We start from the raw sequence: 15,993 nt of genomic DNA on the forward strand, positions 1-15,993 counted from the left end.
AAACGCCTACTGCACCTTCGACTTCATGTCGTCGAGGTTCACCAGCACCGGCCACCCGCACACCGACAGCGCATTGCCGTGCCCCGTTTCGTGGATGTCGAACGCGGACTGAACCGCCGAGTAAAAGCCCTGCACATCCAGGGTCTGGTTGACCGCGCGTTTGGCCTGCCGCAGCGCGAACGACGGCATGGTGGCGATGTGCTCGGCGAGCCGGCGGGTCTCGGCATCCAGCTCCTCGCGTGGAACCACCTTGTTGACCATCCCGGTCTGCTCGACTTCCTGAGCGGTCATCGCGCGGCCGGTGAACAGGATCTCCTTGGCCTTGCGCGGACCCAATTCCCAGGTGTGGCCGTGGTATTCGACACCGCCGATGCCCATCAACACCACCGGGTCGGAGAACTGGGCATCGTCGGCGGCGATGATCAGATCGCACGGCCAGCACAGCATCAGCCCGCCGGAGATGCACCGGCCCTGCACCGCGGCGATCGACGGCTTGGGCACATTGCGCCACCGCAGGGTGTACTCCAGATAGCGCTTGCACTCGTGCTTGTAGATGAACTCCAGGGTGATCTTGTCCGGCACCGGACCGCCACCCTTGAGGTCGTGGCCGGCCGAGAAGTGTTTGCCGTTGGCCCGCAGCACGATGACCGCGACGTCGTCATCGTCGGCGGCGCGCGTCCAGGCCGCGTCGAGCTCGTCGAGCAACTCGGGGTTCTGGGCGTTGGCCGCCTCCGGCCGGTTCAGGGTGATCGTCGCGATCCGGTCGGCGACCTCGTAATCGATGTACATGGACGTCCTTACTCAGTTGCGGGATCGGTACCGCCCCCACAGTGCGAGAAGCTGCTTCTCCTCCTGGGAAAGTTACCATCTTCGAAGTCGGGACGGCAGCGCCCAGATCGGCGCCGTCGCTCTGGCGTCATTCTCCGGTAAGGTGCATGCGTGTTCTCCCAAAAAGGCAACCGTTGGAGCCGCTGGTGAACAACCCCGAAGAGGAGCCCGTCTGGAAGCAGCGGGCGGTCGAGCGGTCGATCAAGACCGCGCGACTGCGGGCCGCCCAGCGCGTTCAGCGATTCCTGGACGCCGCCCAGGCCATCATCATCGAAAAGGGCAGCACCGACTTCACCGTGCAGGAAGTCGTCGAGCGCTCACGGCAGTCGCTGCGCAGTTTCTACCTGCAGTTCAACGGCAAACATGAGCTGCTGCTGGCGCTGTTCGAGGACGCCCTGAGCCGCACCGCCGACCAGATCCGCGCCGCCACCGAGGACAAGGCCACGCCGATGGAGCAGCTGAAAGTGGCCGTCGAGTTGCTCTTCGAGCTGTCCCGGCCGGACCCCTCTGCCAAGCGTCCACTGTTCACCGACTTCGCGCCCCGGCTGCTGGTATCGCACCCCACCGAGGTCCGAATCGCCTTCACCCCGTTGCTGGGCCTGCTCACCGAGCTGATGGAGGCCGCCGACGAGGCCGGCGAGCTGCGGAAGGGAGTCAACGCCCGGCGCATGGCGGCGATGACCATGCAGACGGTCATGTTCGTGGCACAGTCCAGCGCCGAGTCCGACGACCCGGCGGCCCATCCCATCAGCGCCGACGAGGTCTGGGACTTCTGCGCCCACGGCCTGGCCGAATAAGTCGTTCCTTCCCGCGAGGGAGCGCGTTTGTCCGCGACACGCCGGGTGAAGGTGTGCATCTGCGCACCCCCACGCCCCTAACTCCAACCGCCGTACCGCGGCCACGCCCGAGCCCGGCTTCCCTCGCGGACGCTCATATGCTCTAATCGAGAATGTGATTTCCACTCCGTGTCTGCGCTCCTCTACGGCGGGTCCCGCCGATGCGTAAAGTCCTCGCTCCCGATGTCACCAACTGGCCCGACGAGAACCCGGCCCTGATCGGCAGTCAATGCGACGACTGCGAGGCGACGGTGTGGCCCCGCCAGGACCACTGCCCGCGCTGCAGCGGCCCGCGGGTGCGTGATCTGCTGCTGCCCCGCCAGGGGACGTTGGAGGCTTGGACGACCCAGGGCTTCGTGCCGAAGCTGCCCTATGCCGGCGGCGAGTCCGCCGAGGGCTTCGCCCCGTTCGGCGTCGGACTGGTGCGACTCGGCGATGTGGTCAAGGTTGAGGCCCGCCTGACCGAATCCGACCCCGCCAAGCTGAAATTCGGCATGGACGTCGAACTGACCATGGTGCCGTTCTACGTCGACGACGACGGGACCGAGATTCTCACCTGGGCCTTCCAGCCCGTCTAAGGAGACCTGGAAAATGACCGTAGCGAACAACGATGTGGCGATCATCGGCGTCGGGCTGCACCCGTTCGGCCGGTTCGATAAGTCGGCGATGCAGATGGGCGCCGAGGCGATCCACACCGCCCTGGCCGACGCCGGCGTCGAGTGGCGCGACATCCAGTTCGGCGTCGGCGGCAGCTACGAGATCTCCAACCCGGACGCGGTGACGCGACTGGTCGGGCTCACCGGAATCCCGTTCACCAACGTGTTCAACGCCTGCGCGACGGCCGCCACCGCCACGCAGGTCTGCGCCGACAACATCCGCTCCGGCAAGTACGACATCGGTATCGCGATCGGCATGGACAAGCACCCCCGCGGAGCGTTCACCGACGATCCGGCCAAGCTGGCACTGCCCGCCTGGTACGCCGAGAACGGGCAGTTCGTCACCACCAAGTTCTTCGGCATCAAGGCCAACCGCTACCTGCACGACCACGGCATCTCGCAAGCGACTCTGGCCAAGGTCGCCGCCAAGAACTTCCGCAACGGAGCGTTGAACCCGAATGCCTTCCGGCGCAAGCCGATGTCCGAGGACGCCATCCTCAATTCGACGGTGCTCAACTACCCGTTGACCCAGTACATGTTCTGCGCACCGGACGAGGGTGCCGCCGCGATCGTCATGTGCCGCGCGGAGATCGCCCACCGCTACACCGACAAGCCGGTGTATCTGAAGGCCACCGAGATCCGCACCCGAACCTTCGGCGCCTATGAGGTGCACGGGACATCGGCTCCGATCGAAGAAGACGTCGCGCCCACGGTGTATGCGGCGCGTGCCGCGTTCGAAATCGCCGGTGTGGCACCCGAAGACGTCGACGTGGTCCAACTGCAGGACACCGATGCCGGCGCCGAGGTGATCCACATGGCCGAGTGCGGCTTTTGCGCCGACGGCGACCAGGAGAAGTTGCTCGCCGACGGCGCCACCGAGATCTCCGGCTCGCTGCCGGTCAACACCGACGGCGGGCTGATCGCCAACGGCGAGCCGATCGGCGCGTCCGGGCTGCGTCAGCTGCACGAGCTGGTGCTGCAGTTGCGCGGCCAGGCCGGCGAGCGGCAGGTGCCGGGCGAGCCGAAGGTGGGGTTCGCGCAGGTCTACGGTGCGCCCGGGACGGCGTCGGCGACGATCGTCACGGTCTGAGCTACTCCCCCAGCGCCGGCGGCGGCCGGTAGGCCGGCTCATACCCGGCGACGCGAATCGGGCTGCCCACCAACCGGAAATCGCCGGCCGTGACGATCGCATGGGTGTATTCCTTGAGCGCTTCGGGCAGCGTGCGCACCGCGGCCGCCGGGATACCCAGCGGCCGCAAGCGCCGCTCCCAACCGACCGCGGTGTCGGAAGCCAGCGCGGCGGTGACCACGGCCAGTACCTCGTCGCGGCGGGCGACGCGCTCGGACATCGTGGCGAAACCATCGACACCGGCTTCGCCCGCGAAACTCTTCCAGAACCCGTCGTGGGTGACGAACAGCGCCAGATAGCCTTCTGCGGTGGGAAACAGCTGCGCCGGAACGTAATACGAGTGGGCGCCGTGCGGATGGCGTTGCGGCTCAACGCCGTCGTTGAGGTAGGCCGACGCACGGTAGTTCAGTTGCGACAGCATCACGTCGAGCAGTGACACCTCGACCTGACCGCCGCGGCCGCTGACGATCTGGGCCAGCAGGCCCAGGGCGGCCGCCATCCCGGTGGAGTTGTCGGCTGAGGAGTACCCCGGCAGCGTGGGCGGGCCGTCCGGGTCGCCGGTCATCGCGGCGACCCCGGTAGCCGCCTGGATCACGTAGTCGAAGGCCGGTTCGTCACCGCCGTCCAGCCCGAACCCGGTCAGCGCCACGCACACGATTCGCGGATTGAAACGCTGCAGCGCCTCATAGGTCAGGCCCAACCGCTTGATCACCGACGGTTTCATATTCACCAGCAGCGCATGGGATTCGGCGACCAGCTCCCCGAGCCGGGCCCGTCCGTCTGCCGACTGAAGGTCCAAACAGATGCTGCGCTTGTTGCGGTTGAGGCTCGCGAAGTAACTCGGGCCGACCTGACGGGAGATCTCCCCGCCCGGCGGCTCGATCTTGATGACCTCGGCGCCGAGGTCGGCCAGCAGCATGGTCGCGTACGGACCGGCCAGCATCACCCCCACTTCGAGGACGCGGATCCCCGACAGCGGTCCGTTCACTTAAATCTCCTTGGCGAGCTCGGCGATCACCTCGCGCGTGCGGCGCTTGGAGGCGATCAGCTCGTCACGGTTGTCACCGATCGGCAGCAGCCGCACCGACAGGTCGGTCACCCCGGCGTCGGCGAACTGCTTGAACCGCTTCAGGATCGATTCCTCATCACCGGCCGCGCACAGGTCGCCGACGTCGCGGGCCGAGCCGCGGTCGAGCAGCCGCTGGTAGTTGGGTGAGGTCTCGGCCTCGGCCAGGATCCGGTTGGCACGCTCCTTGGCGGCCTCGATCTCGGAGTTGGCGCACAAGGTGACCGGGATGCCGGCGACGATGCGCGGCGCGGGTTTGCCCGCTTCGGCGGCGGCCTTGTTGATCTTGGGCGCGATGTGCTCGGCGATCGCCTTCTCGTCGGCCATCCACAGCGAGGTGCCATCGGCGTGCTCGCCGGCGATCTGCAGCATCACCGGGCCCAGCGCGGCCACCAGCACCGGCATCTTCGGCTCGGCCCCAAGCGCGGTCGGGTTGTGCACGGTGAAGTTGTTGTTCTCCACGTCAACAGGGCCGGGTCCCGCCAGTGCCGCGTTGAGCACTTCCAGGTAGTCGCGGGTGTAGGCGGCCGGCTTGTCGTAGGGCAGGCCGAGCATGTCCCGGATGATCCAGTGGTGCGACGGCCCGACGCCCAGCGCCAGCCGGCCGCCGGAAATGGCGTTCACCGAAAGCGCTTGGCGGGCAAGGGCGATCGGATGCTGAGCCTGTAACGGCACCACCGCGGTGCCCAGCTCGATCCGGGTGCTGTGCGACGCCATCAGCGCCACCATGGTCAGCAAGTCGAAGTCGTCGGGCACCTGCGGCATCCACGCGGTGTCCAGCCCGGCCTCATCGGCCCACTCGATGTCGGCGATCAGCTTGGTGACCTTGCGCGCCATGTCGCCGCGCTCGGCCCCGATCATCACTCCCAGTCGCATGTTCAGTTCGCCTCCGCCTGGCTGATGACCTGCCGGACCCCGGTCACCAGGTCATCCAATGAGGTTCCGGTAGGAAAGACCGCCGCCGCGCCCAGCGACAACAGCTTCGCCACATCGGACTGCGGGATGGTCCCACCGACCACCACCGCGATGTCACCGCCGTCCGCGGCGCGCAGCGCCTCGACGATGCGGGCGGTCAACGCGACGTGGGCGCCGGACAAAATGCTCAGCCCGACCACCGCCACGTCCTCCTGCAGGGCGGTGGCGACGATGTCCTCGACCCGTTGCCGGATGCCGGTGTAGATGACCTCGAAGCCGGCGTCGCGCAGGGTCCGCGCGACGATCTTGGCGCCGCGGTCGTGGCCGTCCAGGCCGGGCTTGGCGACCAGGACCCGGGCCGGGACGGGGGAAGCGAGCGGAGAAGTCATCAGTACACCACCGGTTGCTGGAACTCGCCCCAGACCGACTTGAGCGCCGAAACCATCTCGCCCACTGTGCAGTAGGCGTTGGCGCAGTCGATCAGAGAATGCATCAGGTTGTCGTCGCCTTCGGCGGCGCGCGACAGCGCGGCCAGCTTGGCGGCGACGTCGCCGTCGTTGCGTTCGGCCTTGACCCGGGCCAGCCGCTTGAGCTGGACGTCGCGGCCCTCGGCGTCGAGTTCGTAGGTGGCGATCTCCGGTGCCGGCTCGTCGCTGGTGAACTTGTTGACGCCGACGACCGGCCGCTCGCCCGATTCGATCTCGTGATGGATCTTGAACGCCTCGTCGGCGATCAGGCCCTGTAGGTAGCCGTCCTCGATCGCGCGGACCATGCCGCCGTGGCGCTCCAGGTCGTCCATGATCTCGATGATGCGTTCCTCGGTGGCATCGGTGAGCGCCTCGACGAAGTAGGAGCCCCCGAGTGGATCGGCCACCCGGGTCACCCCGGTTTCGTAGGCCAGGATCTGCTGGGTGCGCAGCGCCAGCGTCGCGGATTCCTCGCTGGGCAGCGCGAACGGCTCATCCCAGGCGGCGGTGAACATCGACTGGACTCCGCCCAGTACCGCGGCCATCGACTCGTAGGCGACCCGCACCAGGTTGTTCTGGGCCTGGGGCGCGAACAGCGACGCCCCACCGGCGACGCAGCCGAACCGGAACATCGACGCCTTGTCGGCCTCGGCGCCGTAGCGCTCCCGCACGATGGTGGCCCAGCGGCGCCGTCCGGCCCGGTACTTGGCGACCTCTTCGAAGAAGTCGCCATGGGTGTAGAAGAAGAACGAGATCTGCGGGGCGAACTGATCAATGGTCATCCGCCCGCGCTCCACCACGGTGTCGCAGTAGGTGACACCGTCGGCGAGCGTGAACGCCATCTCCTGCACGGCGTTGGCGCCGGCGTCGCGAAAGTGCGCGCCGGCCACCGAGATCGCGTTGAACCGCGGCACCTCGGCGGCGCAGAACTCGATGGTGTCGGCGATCAGGCGCAGCGACGGCTCCGGCGGCCAGATCCAGGTGCCGCGGGAGGCGTACTCCTTGAGAATGTCGTTCTGGATCGTGCCGGTGAGCTTGGCCCGCGGCACGCCCTTGCGCTCGGCGGCGGCGACGTAGAACGCGAGCAGGATCGCGGCGGTCCCGTTGATGGTGAAGCTGGTGCTGATCTTGTCCAGCGGGATCGAGTCGAACAGGATCTCGGCGTCGGCGAGGGTGTCGACGGCCACCCCGACCCGGCCGACCTCCTCACCGACTTCGGGGTCGTCGGAGTCGTAGCCGCACTGGGTGGGTAGATCCAGCGCGACCGACAGGCCGGTGCCGCCCTGGTCCAGCAGGTACCGGTAGCGCCGGTTGGACTCCTCGGCGGTGCCGAACCCGGAGTACTGCCGGAAGGTCCACAGCCGGCCGCGGTAGCCGGACGCGAAGTTGCCCCGGGTGAACGGGTAGGTGCCCGGCGCGGCGGGTTCGTCGCGCCGGTCTTCCGGCCCGTACACCGGTTTGAGCGGTATTCCCGAGGAGGTCTGCACTGGGTCGTTCATCGATGGATACGGTACTTGCAAAAAATGAGAATGCCAATACCACTTAGGTCACAGGGCCTCGTCGCAGCGGCTATCCGGCCAGGTTGAAGTTGCCGCTCGCGCCGTAGACCGACAGCGAGACGAGCAGCGTCACCGAGACCACCACCACCAGCGAGGTGCGCACCGCGTTGCCCACCGCGACACCGACGCCGGCCGGACCGCCCGCGGCGAAGTAGCCGAAATAGGTGTGGATCAACAAGATGGTGACCGCCATGAGGAAGGCCTGCAGGAACGACCAGAGCAGATCGATCGGGTTCAGGAAGGTCCGGAAGTAGTGGTCGTACAGGCCGGCCGACTGCCCGAACAGAAAGACCGTGGTGAATCGGCTGGCGAGGAACGACAGGATCACCGCAATCGAGTACAGCGGGGTGATGGCGACCAGCCCGGCGACGATGCGGGTGCTGACCAGATAGGCGATCGGTCGGATCGCCATCGACTCCAGGGCGTCGATCTCCTCGTTGATGCGCATCGCGCCCAGCTGCGCGGTCACACCGGCACCGAAGGTGGCCGCCAACCCGATGCCGGCGACCACCGGCGCCGAGATGCGGACATTGATGAACGCCGCCAGGAACCCGGTCAGCGCCTCGATGCCGATGTTGCCCAGTGAGCTGTAGCCCTGGACCGCCAGGGTGCCGCCGGCGGCCAGGGTCAGGAACCCGACGATCACCACGGTGCCGCCGATCATCGCCAGGGTCCCGGTGCCCATGCTGATCTCGGCGATCAGCCGAACGACCTCCCGGCGGTAATGGGTGAACGCGAACGGCGCGGTGGCGATCGCCCGGCCGTAGAACAGCGTGTGATCACCGAGCCGGCCCAGCGCCGCGACGGGTCGCCGAAGCTGCCGGGCGACACCGGGATAGACGGCGGACAGAGCACGAAGCGCCACGGCTCAGCGCGCCGTCATCTTGATGCCGATCGCGGTGACGACCACGTTGACGACGAACAACGACATGAACGCGTACACCACGGTCTCGTTCACCGCGTTACCGACGGCCTTGGCGCCGCCGCCGGAGATCGTCAGGCCGCGGTAGCAGGCGACCATGCCCGCGATCAGGCCGAACAGCGCCGCTTTGATGCAGGAGATGATCAGCTCGGGCACCCCGGTCAAAAGCGTGATGCCCGCCGCGAACGCACCGGGGTTGACGTCCTGCACGAAGACCGAGAACACGTAGCCGCCGAGGATCCCGATGATCACCACCAGGCTGTTCAGCAGCAGCGCCACCAGCCCGGCCGCCAGCATGCGCGGTGTCACCAGCCGCTGCACCGGGTTGATGCCCAGCACCTCCATGGCGTCGATCTCTTCGCGGATCGTGCGGGAACCCAGGTCGGCGCACATCGCGGTGGCGCCGGCGCCGGCGACGATCAACACCGTCACCATCGGCCCGACCTGGGTGACCGCGCCGAACGCCGCACCGGCCCCGGACAGGTCCGCGGCTCCGAGCTCGCGCAGCAGGATGTTCAGGATGAAGCTGACCAGCACCGTGAAGGGGATCGCCACCAGCAGCGTGGGCGCCAGCGAGACCCGGGCGACGAACCAGGACTGCTCCAGGAATTCGCGGGCCTGAAAGGGACGCTGGAACATGAACTTGACCGCGTCGACCGTCATGCTGAACAGCCCGCCGACCGCCTGCATCGGCTCCGCCAAGCGCCCGATCGCCAACTGCGGGGACCGCGGAAGCAGATCCTTCATCCCCATAGCTGGTGGCTCCTTCGAGAAACACGCGCGACACGACGCGTGTGGATACTAACCGATTCGTGGTTAGTGCGATAGCCGCTTCTACTTTTCGTGCACACCCATTCTCATTTAAAGCAAATAGCTCATCTATAGTCGTCCGTCGGTCCTTAAGTCCGGGTGCACCCACGCCGGTGACCTGCGCTCTTTGAACGCCCGGAACCCTTCCACGGCCTCCGGCGCACCCAGGCTGGTGCTCATCCCGATCCGGTCGAACAGCCCGAGGTAGGCGTCCAGGCTCGACTTGACCACCGCCCGCGCGGCCGGTGCCGTCCGGCAGCACTGCGCCAGCACCTCGTGTGCGGCGTCGGCCAGTTCGTCGTGCGGGACCACCCGTGCCACCATGCCCCACTCCAGTGCTTCCTGCGCCCCGAACGTGCGGCCGGTGAACATCAGGTCGCGGGTCCGGACCGGCCCGACCACCCGTGCCAGCATCTGGCTGTAGTAGGTGTCGGCGATGCCGCGGAACAGCTCGGGCACCCGGAACGTCGCCCGGTCGCTGACCACGGCGACGTCGCTGCACAACGCGATCTGCAGGCCGCCGCCCTGACACAGTCCGTTGACCGCCGAGACGACCGGCTTCACCGAGCTGCGCAACGCGTCGAACGGGGTGACGTCCATGCCCAGCGCGGACCCGAAGGTGATCCAGTTGTCCGCCCCGCCGCCGCCCATGTCGCCGCCGGGGGCGAACACGTCGCCGGTGCCGGTGATCAACAGCCCGGCCAGGTCCGGATCCGAGTTGACCAGGCCCACCGCGTAGCGAATGCCGAAGTACATCGCGGGGGTCATCGCGTTGCGGGCTTCGGGGCGGTTCAGAGTGCAGACCGCGATCGGCCCCTCCCGCCGGAACTCGAGGAACGGGGTTCCGAGCCAGTCGCCCTCGGGCGGCCGCGGCGATTCAGCGTTCATGTGCACAGACCTCTCCCACCAGTTCCAGCGTGCCCAGGTCGCGGATCGCCGCACAGGCGCGCCGCAGCATGGTGACGAACATGTCGTCGCCGCGGTCGGTGCCGGTCGCGAAGACCAGCCCGAGCGCGCAGATCAGCGGAGCCTGCAGCACACCGAACCGGTAGTCCTGCCAACAGGTTTCCCGGTCATAGCCGGTCACACCGTAGTCCAGCAGCGCGCCGTGATACGCCGTGACCAGATCGGCTTCGATCGCCGAGCGCAGCTCGGGCACCAAGCTGGTGGCGGTGAAGAAGGCCAGGTCGCGGGCCGGCAGGCCGACGCCCAGGGTCTGCCAGTCGACCACCCAGACCTGTTCCCCATCCGGACTGAACAGCATGTTGTCCAGCCGGTAGTCGCCGTGGATCAGCGCGAACCGGCCCAGTGGCGCTGACACCCAGGGCGTGATCACGTCCAGCGCGGCCGTCAACGTCGCACAGTCGGCGTCGCCGAGTTGCGCGCCGAGCCGCTCGACGGTGGTGGCCGCACACATCCGGGCGATGTCGCCCATGCCCTTGGCGCCGGCCTCGTCCAACTGGGTCATCGCCAGCCCGGAAAACGTCAGCCACTGCTCGTCGCACCAGGTGGGCGCGTGCAGCCCGGCCAGCGCGGTCACCGCCAGCCGCGCCTGCCGCTCGTCACAGCCGGCGAGCTGGTCGCCTTGGGACGCGGGCGCCCGGTCGGCGAGCAGCAACGCGTACTCGGTTGCGTCGGCGTTGATTTCGCAGTGGAAGCACTCCGGTATCGGGATCCGGACGCGATCGGCGACCTCGGCGTAGAAGGCGCACTCACTGCGATAGCCCAGCACGACGCGATCGCGGACCGCATCGTCGCCGGCCGGAAGCTTGATCACGAAGGTGCCGGGCAGGCCGTCCCGATCGCCGGCGTAGGTCGCCGACACCCGGTAGGTGGCGCCGGTCTGACCGGTGCCGACCGGCGCGACGTCGACCGAGGACACCTCGGTGCCGAGGGCAGCCGAGAGCCACGTGCTGGTGACATCGTGCGGATGCCGCGGGATGCGGCGGTTCATCGGGGACGCTCCGGCGCAACGGAACTCATCGCTGCGATGCTCTGGGCGGCCATGCCGGGTGACGCTACAGTAAGAATTTCAGTATGGTCAACGGATGACGAACGCGCAGGGCTGGCAGGAGACGCTGGACGACCTGGACCGGCGGCGCCGGCACACCCAGGCGATGGGCGGCGCCGAGCGGGTGGCCAAGCATCACGGGAAGGGCAAGCTCGACGCGCGCGCCCGGATCGACCACCTGCTCGACCCCGCAACGTTCCGTGAGTTGGGCACCATGGTCGGCGGGGAGATCGCCGCCGACGGGATCGTGGTCGGCTCGGGGGAGATCAACGGCTCCCCGGTGATGGTGGGCGCCGAGGATTTCACCACGCTGGCCGGCAGCATCGGACCCGGCGGCAACGCCAAGCGCTACCGCATCGCCGAACTGGCGCTGCGCGACAAGATTCCGTTGGTGATGCTGTTGGAGGGCGCCGGGTTCCGTCCCACCGGTGAGCATTACGGGCGCACCCCGACCGACCTGCTGGCCCAGGCGCAGTGCTCGGGGAAGGTGCCGACCGTCGCCGCGGTGCTGGGCCCGTCGGCCGGGCACGGCGCCCTGGTCGGCCCGGTCTGCGACTTCCGGATCATGAGCCCGCACGGCGCGATCTTCACCGCCGGGCCGCCGGTGGTCAAAGAGTCCACGGGCGAAGCCATTTCCAAGGAGGACCTCGGCGGCCCCGAGGTCGCCCTGAGAAGCGGGGTGATCCACAACCTCGCCGCCGACGACGCCGCGGTGCTCGATGACATCCGCCGGTATCTGTCCTATTTCCCCTCCAGTGCCTGGTCGTACCCGCCGATGCTGCCCGCCGACCCGGCCGCCGAGCCGCGCCCGACGCCGGAGTTACTCGACATCGTCTCGCGCGACAACCGCCGGGTCTACGACATGCGCGCGGTTCTCGACGTCGTATTCGACCGGCCGGACTGGTTCGAGGTGCAGCCCCGATTCGGACCCGCGATCATCTGCGCGCTGGCCCATTTGGGCGGCCACCCGGTGGCGGTGGTGGCCAACCAGCCGCAGGTGCTGGCCGGCTCGATCGACGCCGACGCCGCGGACAAGGCCGCCCACTTCATCACGGTGGCCGATTCATTCCACTTGCCGATCGTGTTCCTGGCCGACAATCCGGGCATGCTGCCGGGCAGCCGCTCGGAGCGCAGCGGTGTGCTGCGGGCCGGCGCCCGGATGTTCGCCGCTCAGACCGCAGCTACCACCGTGAAGCTGCACCTGACGCTGCGCAAGGCCTACGGCTTCGGCTCCATGGTGATGTCGTTGCTCGGGTTCGACTCGCAGGTGGCGACATTCGCCTATCCGGGGGCGACGATGGGCGCGATGAGTGCGGCCGCACTCAGTGCCGCCTCGCACGCCGGGGAGGATCTGGCCGCCAAGCTGCGCGACACCGAGTTGCAGGCGTCGTATCACTCCGCCAAGCAGCTCGGTTTCGACGAGCTCATCGACCCGCGCGAGACCCGCGACGCGCTGTTGAGTGCCCTGCGGCGCGGGCTGCGCAGCCGGCAGGCGGCCGCCGAACCGGTCACTCGAACCGTCATCATGCCCTGATGACCACCTTGCGCGACGCACTCCTGGGCGGCTGGGAGCTGTTGTCAATGGAATCCCGCGACATCGCCACGCGGGCGGTGTCGCACCCCATGGGATCGGCGCCGCGCGGTCTGATCCTCTACACCGCCGACGGCTACATGTCCGCGCAACTGACCGGCAGCGCCGACGCGGCACTGCCCGCCTACATTGCCTACGGCGGCCGCTTCCGCGTCGACGAGGACACCGCGACCGTGCACCACGAGGTGAGCATGTCGATGCTGCCGGAGCTGCTGGCCTCCCCGCAGCTGCGACAGGCTCGCGTCGACGGCGATCGATTGACCCTGTCGGCAACGACCACCAACGACGGTGTGACGAGCCACAACACGCTGGTGTGGGTCAGACGTCGATGATCACCTTGCCCACCGCCTTGCGGTCGGCGACGTAGCGCAGGGCCGCCGCGGTGTCGGCGAGATCGAAGCGAGCACCGATATAGGGGCTGACCCGGCCGCTGGCGAACATTTCGGCGAGCTCGGCCAGGTCGCGCGCGTTCTCTTGCGGGTGGTCGTCGGCGAAGGTCCGGATCTCCATGCCCTGCACGGTGATGCCCTTGAGCATCACCAGGTTCAACGGGATCGCTGGGATCGCCCCCGCGGCATAGCCGAGGGTGATGAAGCGCCCGCCGCGGGCCAGGCTGCGCAGCGCCGGCTCGGCGTACGGTCCGCCGACCGGGTCGAGCACCGCCTGCGCCCCGTCGCCGGTGATCTCGCGGATCCGCGCCTTGAGGTCCTCCCGGTCGTAGTCGACCACGGCTTCGGCGCCGCGCTGCGTGCACACGGCGAGCTTCTCCGGGCTGGACGCGGCGGCCAGCACCCGCGCACCCAGCGCCACGCCCAGATCGACCGCCGCCAGACCGACGCCCCCGGCCGCGCCGAGTACCACCACCCAATCCCCTTGCGCAACTTGGGCGACCGAGCGCAGCGCGTGGTAGGCGGTGCGATAGGTGACGCCGAAGCCGGCCGCAGCGGCGTAGTCGATGCCGTCGGGTATGGCACTGACCGCCGTGGCGGGGACCAGCGCCTGCTCGGCGAATCCGCCCACGAACGAGGTGCCGACCACCCGGTCACCGACCGCGAACGGCACCCCCTCGCCGGCCTCGATCACGTCGCCGGCCAGTTCGCTGCCGGGCGTGAAGGGGGTCGGGATCTTCAGCTGATATTTGCCGTCGATCAGCAGCACGTCGGGGAAGTTGACCGCCGCCGCCCGCACCCGCACCACCAGCGTGCCGGGACCGGGCGTGGGATCCGGAAGCTCTTGGAGCACCAGGTCTTCCGGTGGCCCGTACTGTTGGCAGACGATCGCGCGCATCAAACTCCCAGTCCTCGTAGGCAGAACGCCACCAGATGGTCGACATCGGCCCGCTTCGGCTGGACGGTGCCACCCAGGTAGCGACGCATGGTGGCCAGCGTGCAGGTGAACACGGCGTCCGCGTCCCGCTCACTACCCCCCAGCGCCGCCACCGGCTCGGTGAGCAGATCGCGCAGCGGGCGCAGGACCTCGTCGTCGGAGACCCCGGCGGCGCTCAGCTGGGTGCTGGCCGCGCGGCTCAGACTCAACAGGTGCGGGTCGGACACCTGCGCCACCGTACCGCGTATCCAGCGCTGCACCTGACCGGCCGGCGTGGCCTCCTTGGCCAGCTGGTGCTGCAGATACGAGACGACGATCGCGACGCCGCGCTCCATCACCGCTCCGAAGAGTTCGTCTTTGCCGGTGAAGTAGCGGTAGAACGCCTTGTTCGACGAGCCGGCCTCGGCGACGATGTCGGAGACCCGCGGCTCGTCGGGCGCGACCCGCGCCAGCACCGTCACAGCGGCCGCCAGGATGCGCTCCACTTCGGCGGTGGCCTGCTGCTGGCGATCGTCGAGCGCACGGTGCACCGCGGCATCGACACGTGTGGTCATGGCACCGCGGGAATCCGGTCGACCAGATCGCCGTACTTGGCGCGGGCGGCCTCGATGCGGTTGTCCAGGAACTCGCTGGGCCACTCCGGGTCCTCGGCCTCATAGTCTTTGAGCAGCAGCCGGGCCAGGTTCACCTTGTGCGCCTCGGTGGGGCCGTCGGCCAACCCGAGCGCCACCCCGCCCAGCAGCACATTGGTCAGCGGCAACTGCTCGGTCAGGCCCATCGCGCCGTGAACCTGAATGGCGCGCAACCCGATCGACTTCAGGATCTGCGAGGCCAGGATCTTGCACACCCCGATCTCGGCGCGAGCCGCGTGCTCGCCGGCGGTGTCGATGAGCCAGGCGGCGTGCAGCACCGTCAACCGGAACGGGATCAGCTCGGCATAGGAGTCGGCGATGAACGCCTGAACCAGCTGCTTGTCGGCCAGTGAACTGCCCTGGGTGAAGCGGCTTTTGGCGCGCCGGGCCATCATGTCGATGGCGCGCTGCGCCACCCCGATCGAACGCATGGCGTGGTGCAGCCGCCCCCCGGCCAGCCGATTCTGCAGGATCAGGAAGCCCTGTCCCGGTTCTCCGAGGATCGCGTCCGCCGGCACCCGCACATCGTCGTAGCGCACCAGCGAATGCCCCGCCTCGTGCGGATGCGAGCCCACCAGGTGGTGGGTGGCTTCGATGACCAGACCCGGTGTGCCGGCCGGGATCAGGAAGGTCGACGCGCCTCGGTGCACCGGCACGTCCGGGTCGGTGATGGCCACCACGATGAAGAATGACGCCACCGAGGCGTTGGAGGAGAAGTACTTTCGCCCGGTGATCACCCACGCGTCATCTTGCTTGACGGCCCGGGTGGTGAACACCCGCGGGTCGGCGCCGCCCTGGGGTTCGGTCATCGAGAAGCAGGAGAAGATCTCCCCGGACAGCAACCCGGCCAGATATTTGTCCTTCTGGTCGGCGGTGCCGAAGCGGGCCAGGATCTCGGCGTTGCCGGTGTCGGGCGCCTGGGTGCCGAACACGATCGGCGCCCAGCTGGACCGGCCCAGGATCTCGTTGATCAGGGTCAGCTTGACCGCACCGAAGCCCTGCCCGCCGAGTTCGGGGCCCAGATGCGGCGCCCACAGCCCCTGCTCGCGCACTTGGTCTTTGAGGGGATCGACGATCCGGCGGCGCTGGTCGTCCAGCGGCAGGTACTCGCAGCCGGGGAACAGCACCTCGAGCGGTTCGACCTCGTCGTGCACGAACGTCCGGATCCAGTCCAGCTTCGCCTCGAACTCCGGTTCGGTGGAGAAATCCCAGGCCATGTCTCTACTCCTCGTCTGTCAGGTTCAT

17 protein-coding genes are annotated in these 15,993 nt (G+C 68.2%); 5 read left to right on the top strand and 12 right to left on the bottom strand.

All coding sequences use genetic code 11. From position 1 onward, the window contains the following. Positions 1-6: 6 nt before the first annotated feature. Positions 7-789, bottom strand: coding sequence for an enoyl-CoA hydratase (locus AC5Y31_RS11870; RefSeq protein ID WP_499980533.1), 783 nt, complete (start codon positions 787-789; stop codon positions 7-9). Positions 790-974: 185 nt separating this feature from the next. Here AC5Y31_RS11870 and AC5Y31_RS11875 point away from each other — a divergent pair, with 185 nt between their 5' ends. The 3 genes from AC5Y31_RS11875 to AC5Y31_RS11885 all read left to right on the top strand — a co-directional run bounded on the left by AC5Y31_RS11875 (position 975) and on the right by AC5Y31_RS11885 (position 3,410). Further along, a complete protein-coding gene (locus AC5Y31_RS11875) occupies positions 975-1,625 on the top strand; it encodes a TetR/AcrR family transcriptional regulator (protein WP_499980534.1) in 651 nt (216 codons plus the stop codon). A gap of 200 nt (positions 1,626-1,825) precedes the next feature. Then, positions 1,826-2,242, top strand: coding sequence for a Zn-ribbon domain-containing OB-fold protein (locus tag AC5Y31_RS11880; protein ID WP_065024675.1), 417 nt, complete (start codon positions 1,826-1,828; stop codon positions 2,240-2,242). 13 nt (positions 2,243-2,255) lie between these two features. After that, complete coding sequence (locus AC5Y31_RS11885) at positions 2,256-3,410, top strand: thiolase family protein (RefSeq protein WP_065024676.1); 1,155 nt, start codon at positions 2,256-2,258, stop codon at positions 3,408-3,410. A 1-nt stretch (position 3,411) separates the two neighbouring features. On the opposite strand, the gene AC5Y31_RS11890 is transcribed toward AC5Y31_RS11885, so the two are convergent. From AC5Y31_RS11890 to AC5Y31_RS11925, 8 genes are all read right to left on the bottom strand, one after another. Then, a complete protein-coding gene (locus AC5Y31_RS11890; protein WP_499980536.1) occupies positions 3,412-4,437 on the bottom strand; it encodes a CaiB/BaiF CoA transferase family protein in 1,026 nt (341 codons plus the stop codon). Then, a complete protein-coding gene (locus AC5Y31_RS11895) occupies positions 4,438-5,391 on the bottom strand; it encodes an LLM class F420-dependent oxidoreductase (RefSeq protein WP_301631374.1) in 954 nt (317 codons plus the stop codon). Positions 5,392-5,393: 2 nt separating this feature from the next. Then, complete coding sequence (locus AC5Y31_RS11900; protein WP_065024679.1) at positions 5,394-5,819, bottom strand: cobalamin B12-binding domain-containing protein; 426 nt, start codon at positions 5,817-5,819, stop codon at positions 5,394-5,396. Continuing rightward, positions 5,819-7,396, bottom strand: a complete 1,578-nt coding sequence (locus AC5Y31_RS11905) for a methylmalonyl-CoA mutase family protein (RefSeq protein ID WP_065024680.1) — start codon at positions 7,394-7,396, stop codon at positions 5,819-5,821. Before AC5Y31_RS11905 ends, AC5Y31_RS11900 begins: the two co-directional genes overlap by 1 nt. Before the next feature lie 70 nt (positions 7,397-7,466). After that, positions 7,467-8,321, bottom strand: coding sequence for an MlaE family ABC transporter permease (locus AC5Y31_RS11910; protein ID WP_499980538.1), 855 nt, complete (start codon positions 8,319-8,321; stop codon positions 7,467-7,469). Between the two features lie 3 nt (positions 8,322-8,324). Further along, positions 8,325-9,125, bottom strand: coding sequence for an MlaE family ABC transporter permease (locus AC5Y31_RS11915; RefSeq protein ID WP_207511673.1), 801 nt, complete (start codon positions 9,123-9,125; stop codon positions 8,325-8,327). A 132-nt stretch (positions 9,126-9,257) separates the two neighbouring features. Then, positions 9,258-10,076 (bottom strand): enoyl-CoA hydratase/isomerase family protein, encoded by an 819-nt coding sequence (locus AC5Y31_RS11920; protein WP_499980539.1) that lies wholly within the window; start codon positions 10,074-10,076, stop codon positions 9,258-9,260. Continuing rightward, positions 10,066-11,142, bottom strand: a complete 1,077-nt coding sequence (locus tag AC5Y31_RS11925) for a phosphotransferase family protein (RefSeq protein ID WP_499980540.1) — start codon at positions 11,140-11,142, stop codon at positions 10,066-10,068. The genes AC5Y31_RS11920 and AC5Y31_RS11925 overlap by 11 nt, the downstream gene beginning before the upstream one ends. 94 nt (positions 11,143-11,236) lie before the next feature. On the opposite strand from AC5Y31_RS11925, the gene AC5Y31_RS11930 reads away from it, so the two are divergent. Beyond that, a complete protein-coding gene (locus tag AC5Y31_RS11930; protein WP_499980541.1) occupies positions 11,237-12,733 on the top strand; it encodes an acyl-CoA carboxylase subunit beta in 1,497 nt (498 codons plus the stop codon). After that, entirely contained in the window at positions 12,733-13,122 is a 390-nt protein-coding gene (locus AC5Y31_RS11935; RefSeq protein WP_499980543.1) for a lipocalin-like domain-containing protein, read from the top strand. Before AC5Y31_RS11930 ends, AC5Y31_RS11935 begins: the two co-directional genes overlap by 1 nt. On the opposite strand, the gene AC5Y31_RS11940 is transcribed toward AC5Y31_RS11935, so the two are convergent. The 3 genes from AC5Y31_RS11940 to AC5Y31_RS11950 are packed head-to-tail and all read right to left on the bottom strand — an operon-like array spanning position 13,109 to position 15,965. After that, the gene (locus tag AC5Y31_RS11940; protein ID WP_499980544.1) at positions 13,109-14,077 is read right to left on the bottom strand and encodes an NADPH:quinone oxidoreductase family protein; all 969 of its coding nucleotides are present in this window, start codon (positions 14,075-14,077) and stop codon (positions 13,109-13,111) included. The genes AC5Y31_RS11935 and AC5Y31_RS11940 overlap by 14 nt on opposite strands. After that, complete coding sequence (locus AC5Y31_RS11945) at positions 14,077-14,670, bottom strand: TetR/AcrR family transcriptional regulator (protein ID WP_499980545.1); 594 nt, start codon at positions 14,668-14,670, stop codon at positions 14,077-14,079. The genes AC5Y31_RS11940 and AC5Y31_RS11945 overlap by 1 nt, the downstream gene beginning before the upstream one ends. Beyond that, positions 14,667-15,965 (bottom strand): acyl-CoA dehydrogenase family protein, encoded by a 1,299-nt coding sequence (locus tag AC5Y31_RS11950; RefSeq protein ID WP_499980547.1) that lies wholly within the window; start codon positions 15,963-15,965, stop codon positions 14,667-14,669. The genes AC5Y31_RS11945 and AC5Y31_RS11950 overlap by 4 nt, the downstream gene beginning before the upstream one ends. Between the last annotated feature and the right edge of the window lie 28 nt (positions 15,966-15,993).

The sequence above is a fragment of the Mycobacterium sp. NGS18 genome (assembly GCF_059813185.1).

What these genes read in the sequence shown, in the direction of transcription:
- AC5Y31_RS11915 (WP_207511673.1), bottom strand. Translation starts at nt 9,125, where the DNA reads ATGAAGGATCTGCTTCCGCGGTCCCCGCAGTTGGCGATCGGGCGCTTG.
- AC5Y31_RS11870 (WP_499980533.1), bottom strand. Translation starts at nt 789, where the DNA reads ATGTACATCGATTACGAGGTCGCCGACCGGATCGCGACGATCACCCTG.
- AC5Y31_RS11935 (WP_499980543.1), top strand. Translation starts at nt 12,733, where the DNA reads ATGACCACCTTGCGCGACGCACTCCTGGGCGGCTGGGAGCTGTTGTCA.
- AC5Y31_RS11950 (WP_499980547.1), bottom strand. Translation starts at nt 15,965, where the DNA reads ATGGCCTGGGATTTCTCCACCGAACCGGAGTTCGAGGCGAAGCTGGAC.
- AC5Y31_RS11920 (WP_499980539.1), bottom strand. Translation starts at nt 10,076, where the DNA reads ATGAACGCTGAATCGCCGCGGCCGCCCGAGGGCGACTGGCTCGGAACC.
- AC5Y31_RS11945 (WP_499980545.1), bottom strand. Translation starts at nt 14,670, where the DNA reads ATGACCACACGTGTCGATGCCGCGGTGCACCGTGCGCTCGACGATCGC.
- AC5Y31_RS11900 (WP_065024679.1), bottom strand. Translation starts at nt 5,819, where the DNA reads ATGACTTCTCCGCTCGCTTCCCCCGTCCCGGCCCGGGTCCTGGTCGCC.
- AC5Y31_RS11905 (WP_065024680.1), bottom strand. Translation starts at nt 7,396, where the DNA reads ATGAACGACCCAGTGCAGACCTCCTCGGGAATACCGCTCAAACCGGTG.
- AC5Y31_RS11895 (WP_301631374.1), bottom strand. Translation starts at nt 5,391, where the DNA reads ATGCGACTGGGAGTGATGATCGGGGCCGAGCGCGGCGACATGGCGCGC.
- AC5Y31_RS11925 (WP_499980540.1), bottom strand. Translation starts at nt 11,142, where the DNA reads ATGAACCGCCGCATCCCGCGGCATCCGCACGATGTCACCAGCACGTGG.
- AC5Y31_RS11885 (WP_065024676.1), top strand. Translation starts at nt 2,256, where the DNA reads ATGACCGTAGCGAACAACGATGTGGCGATCATCGGCGTCGGGCTGCAC.
- AC5Y31_RS11930 (WP_499980541.1), top strand. Translation starts at nt 11,237, where the DNA reads ATGACGAACGCGCAGGGCTGGCAGGAGACGCTGGACGACCTGGACCGG.
- AC5Y31_RS11880 (WP_065024675.1), top strand. Translation starts at nt 1,826, where the DNA reads ATGCGTAAAGTCCTCGCTCCCGATGTCACCAACTGGCCCGACGAGAAC.
- AC5Y31_RS11940 (WP_499980544.1), bottom strand. Translation starts at nt 14,077, where the DNA reads ATGCGCGCGATCGTCTGCCAACAGTACGGGCCACCGGAAGACCTGGTG.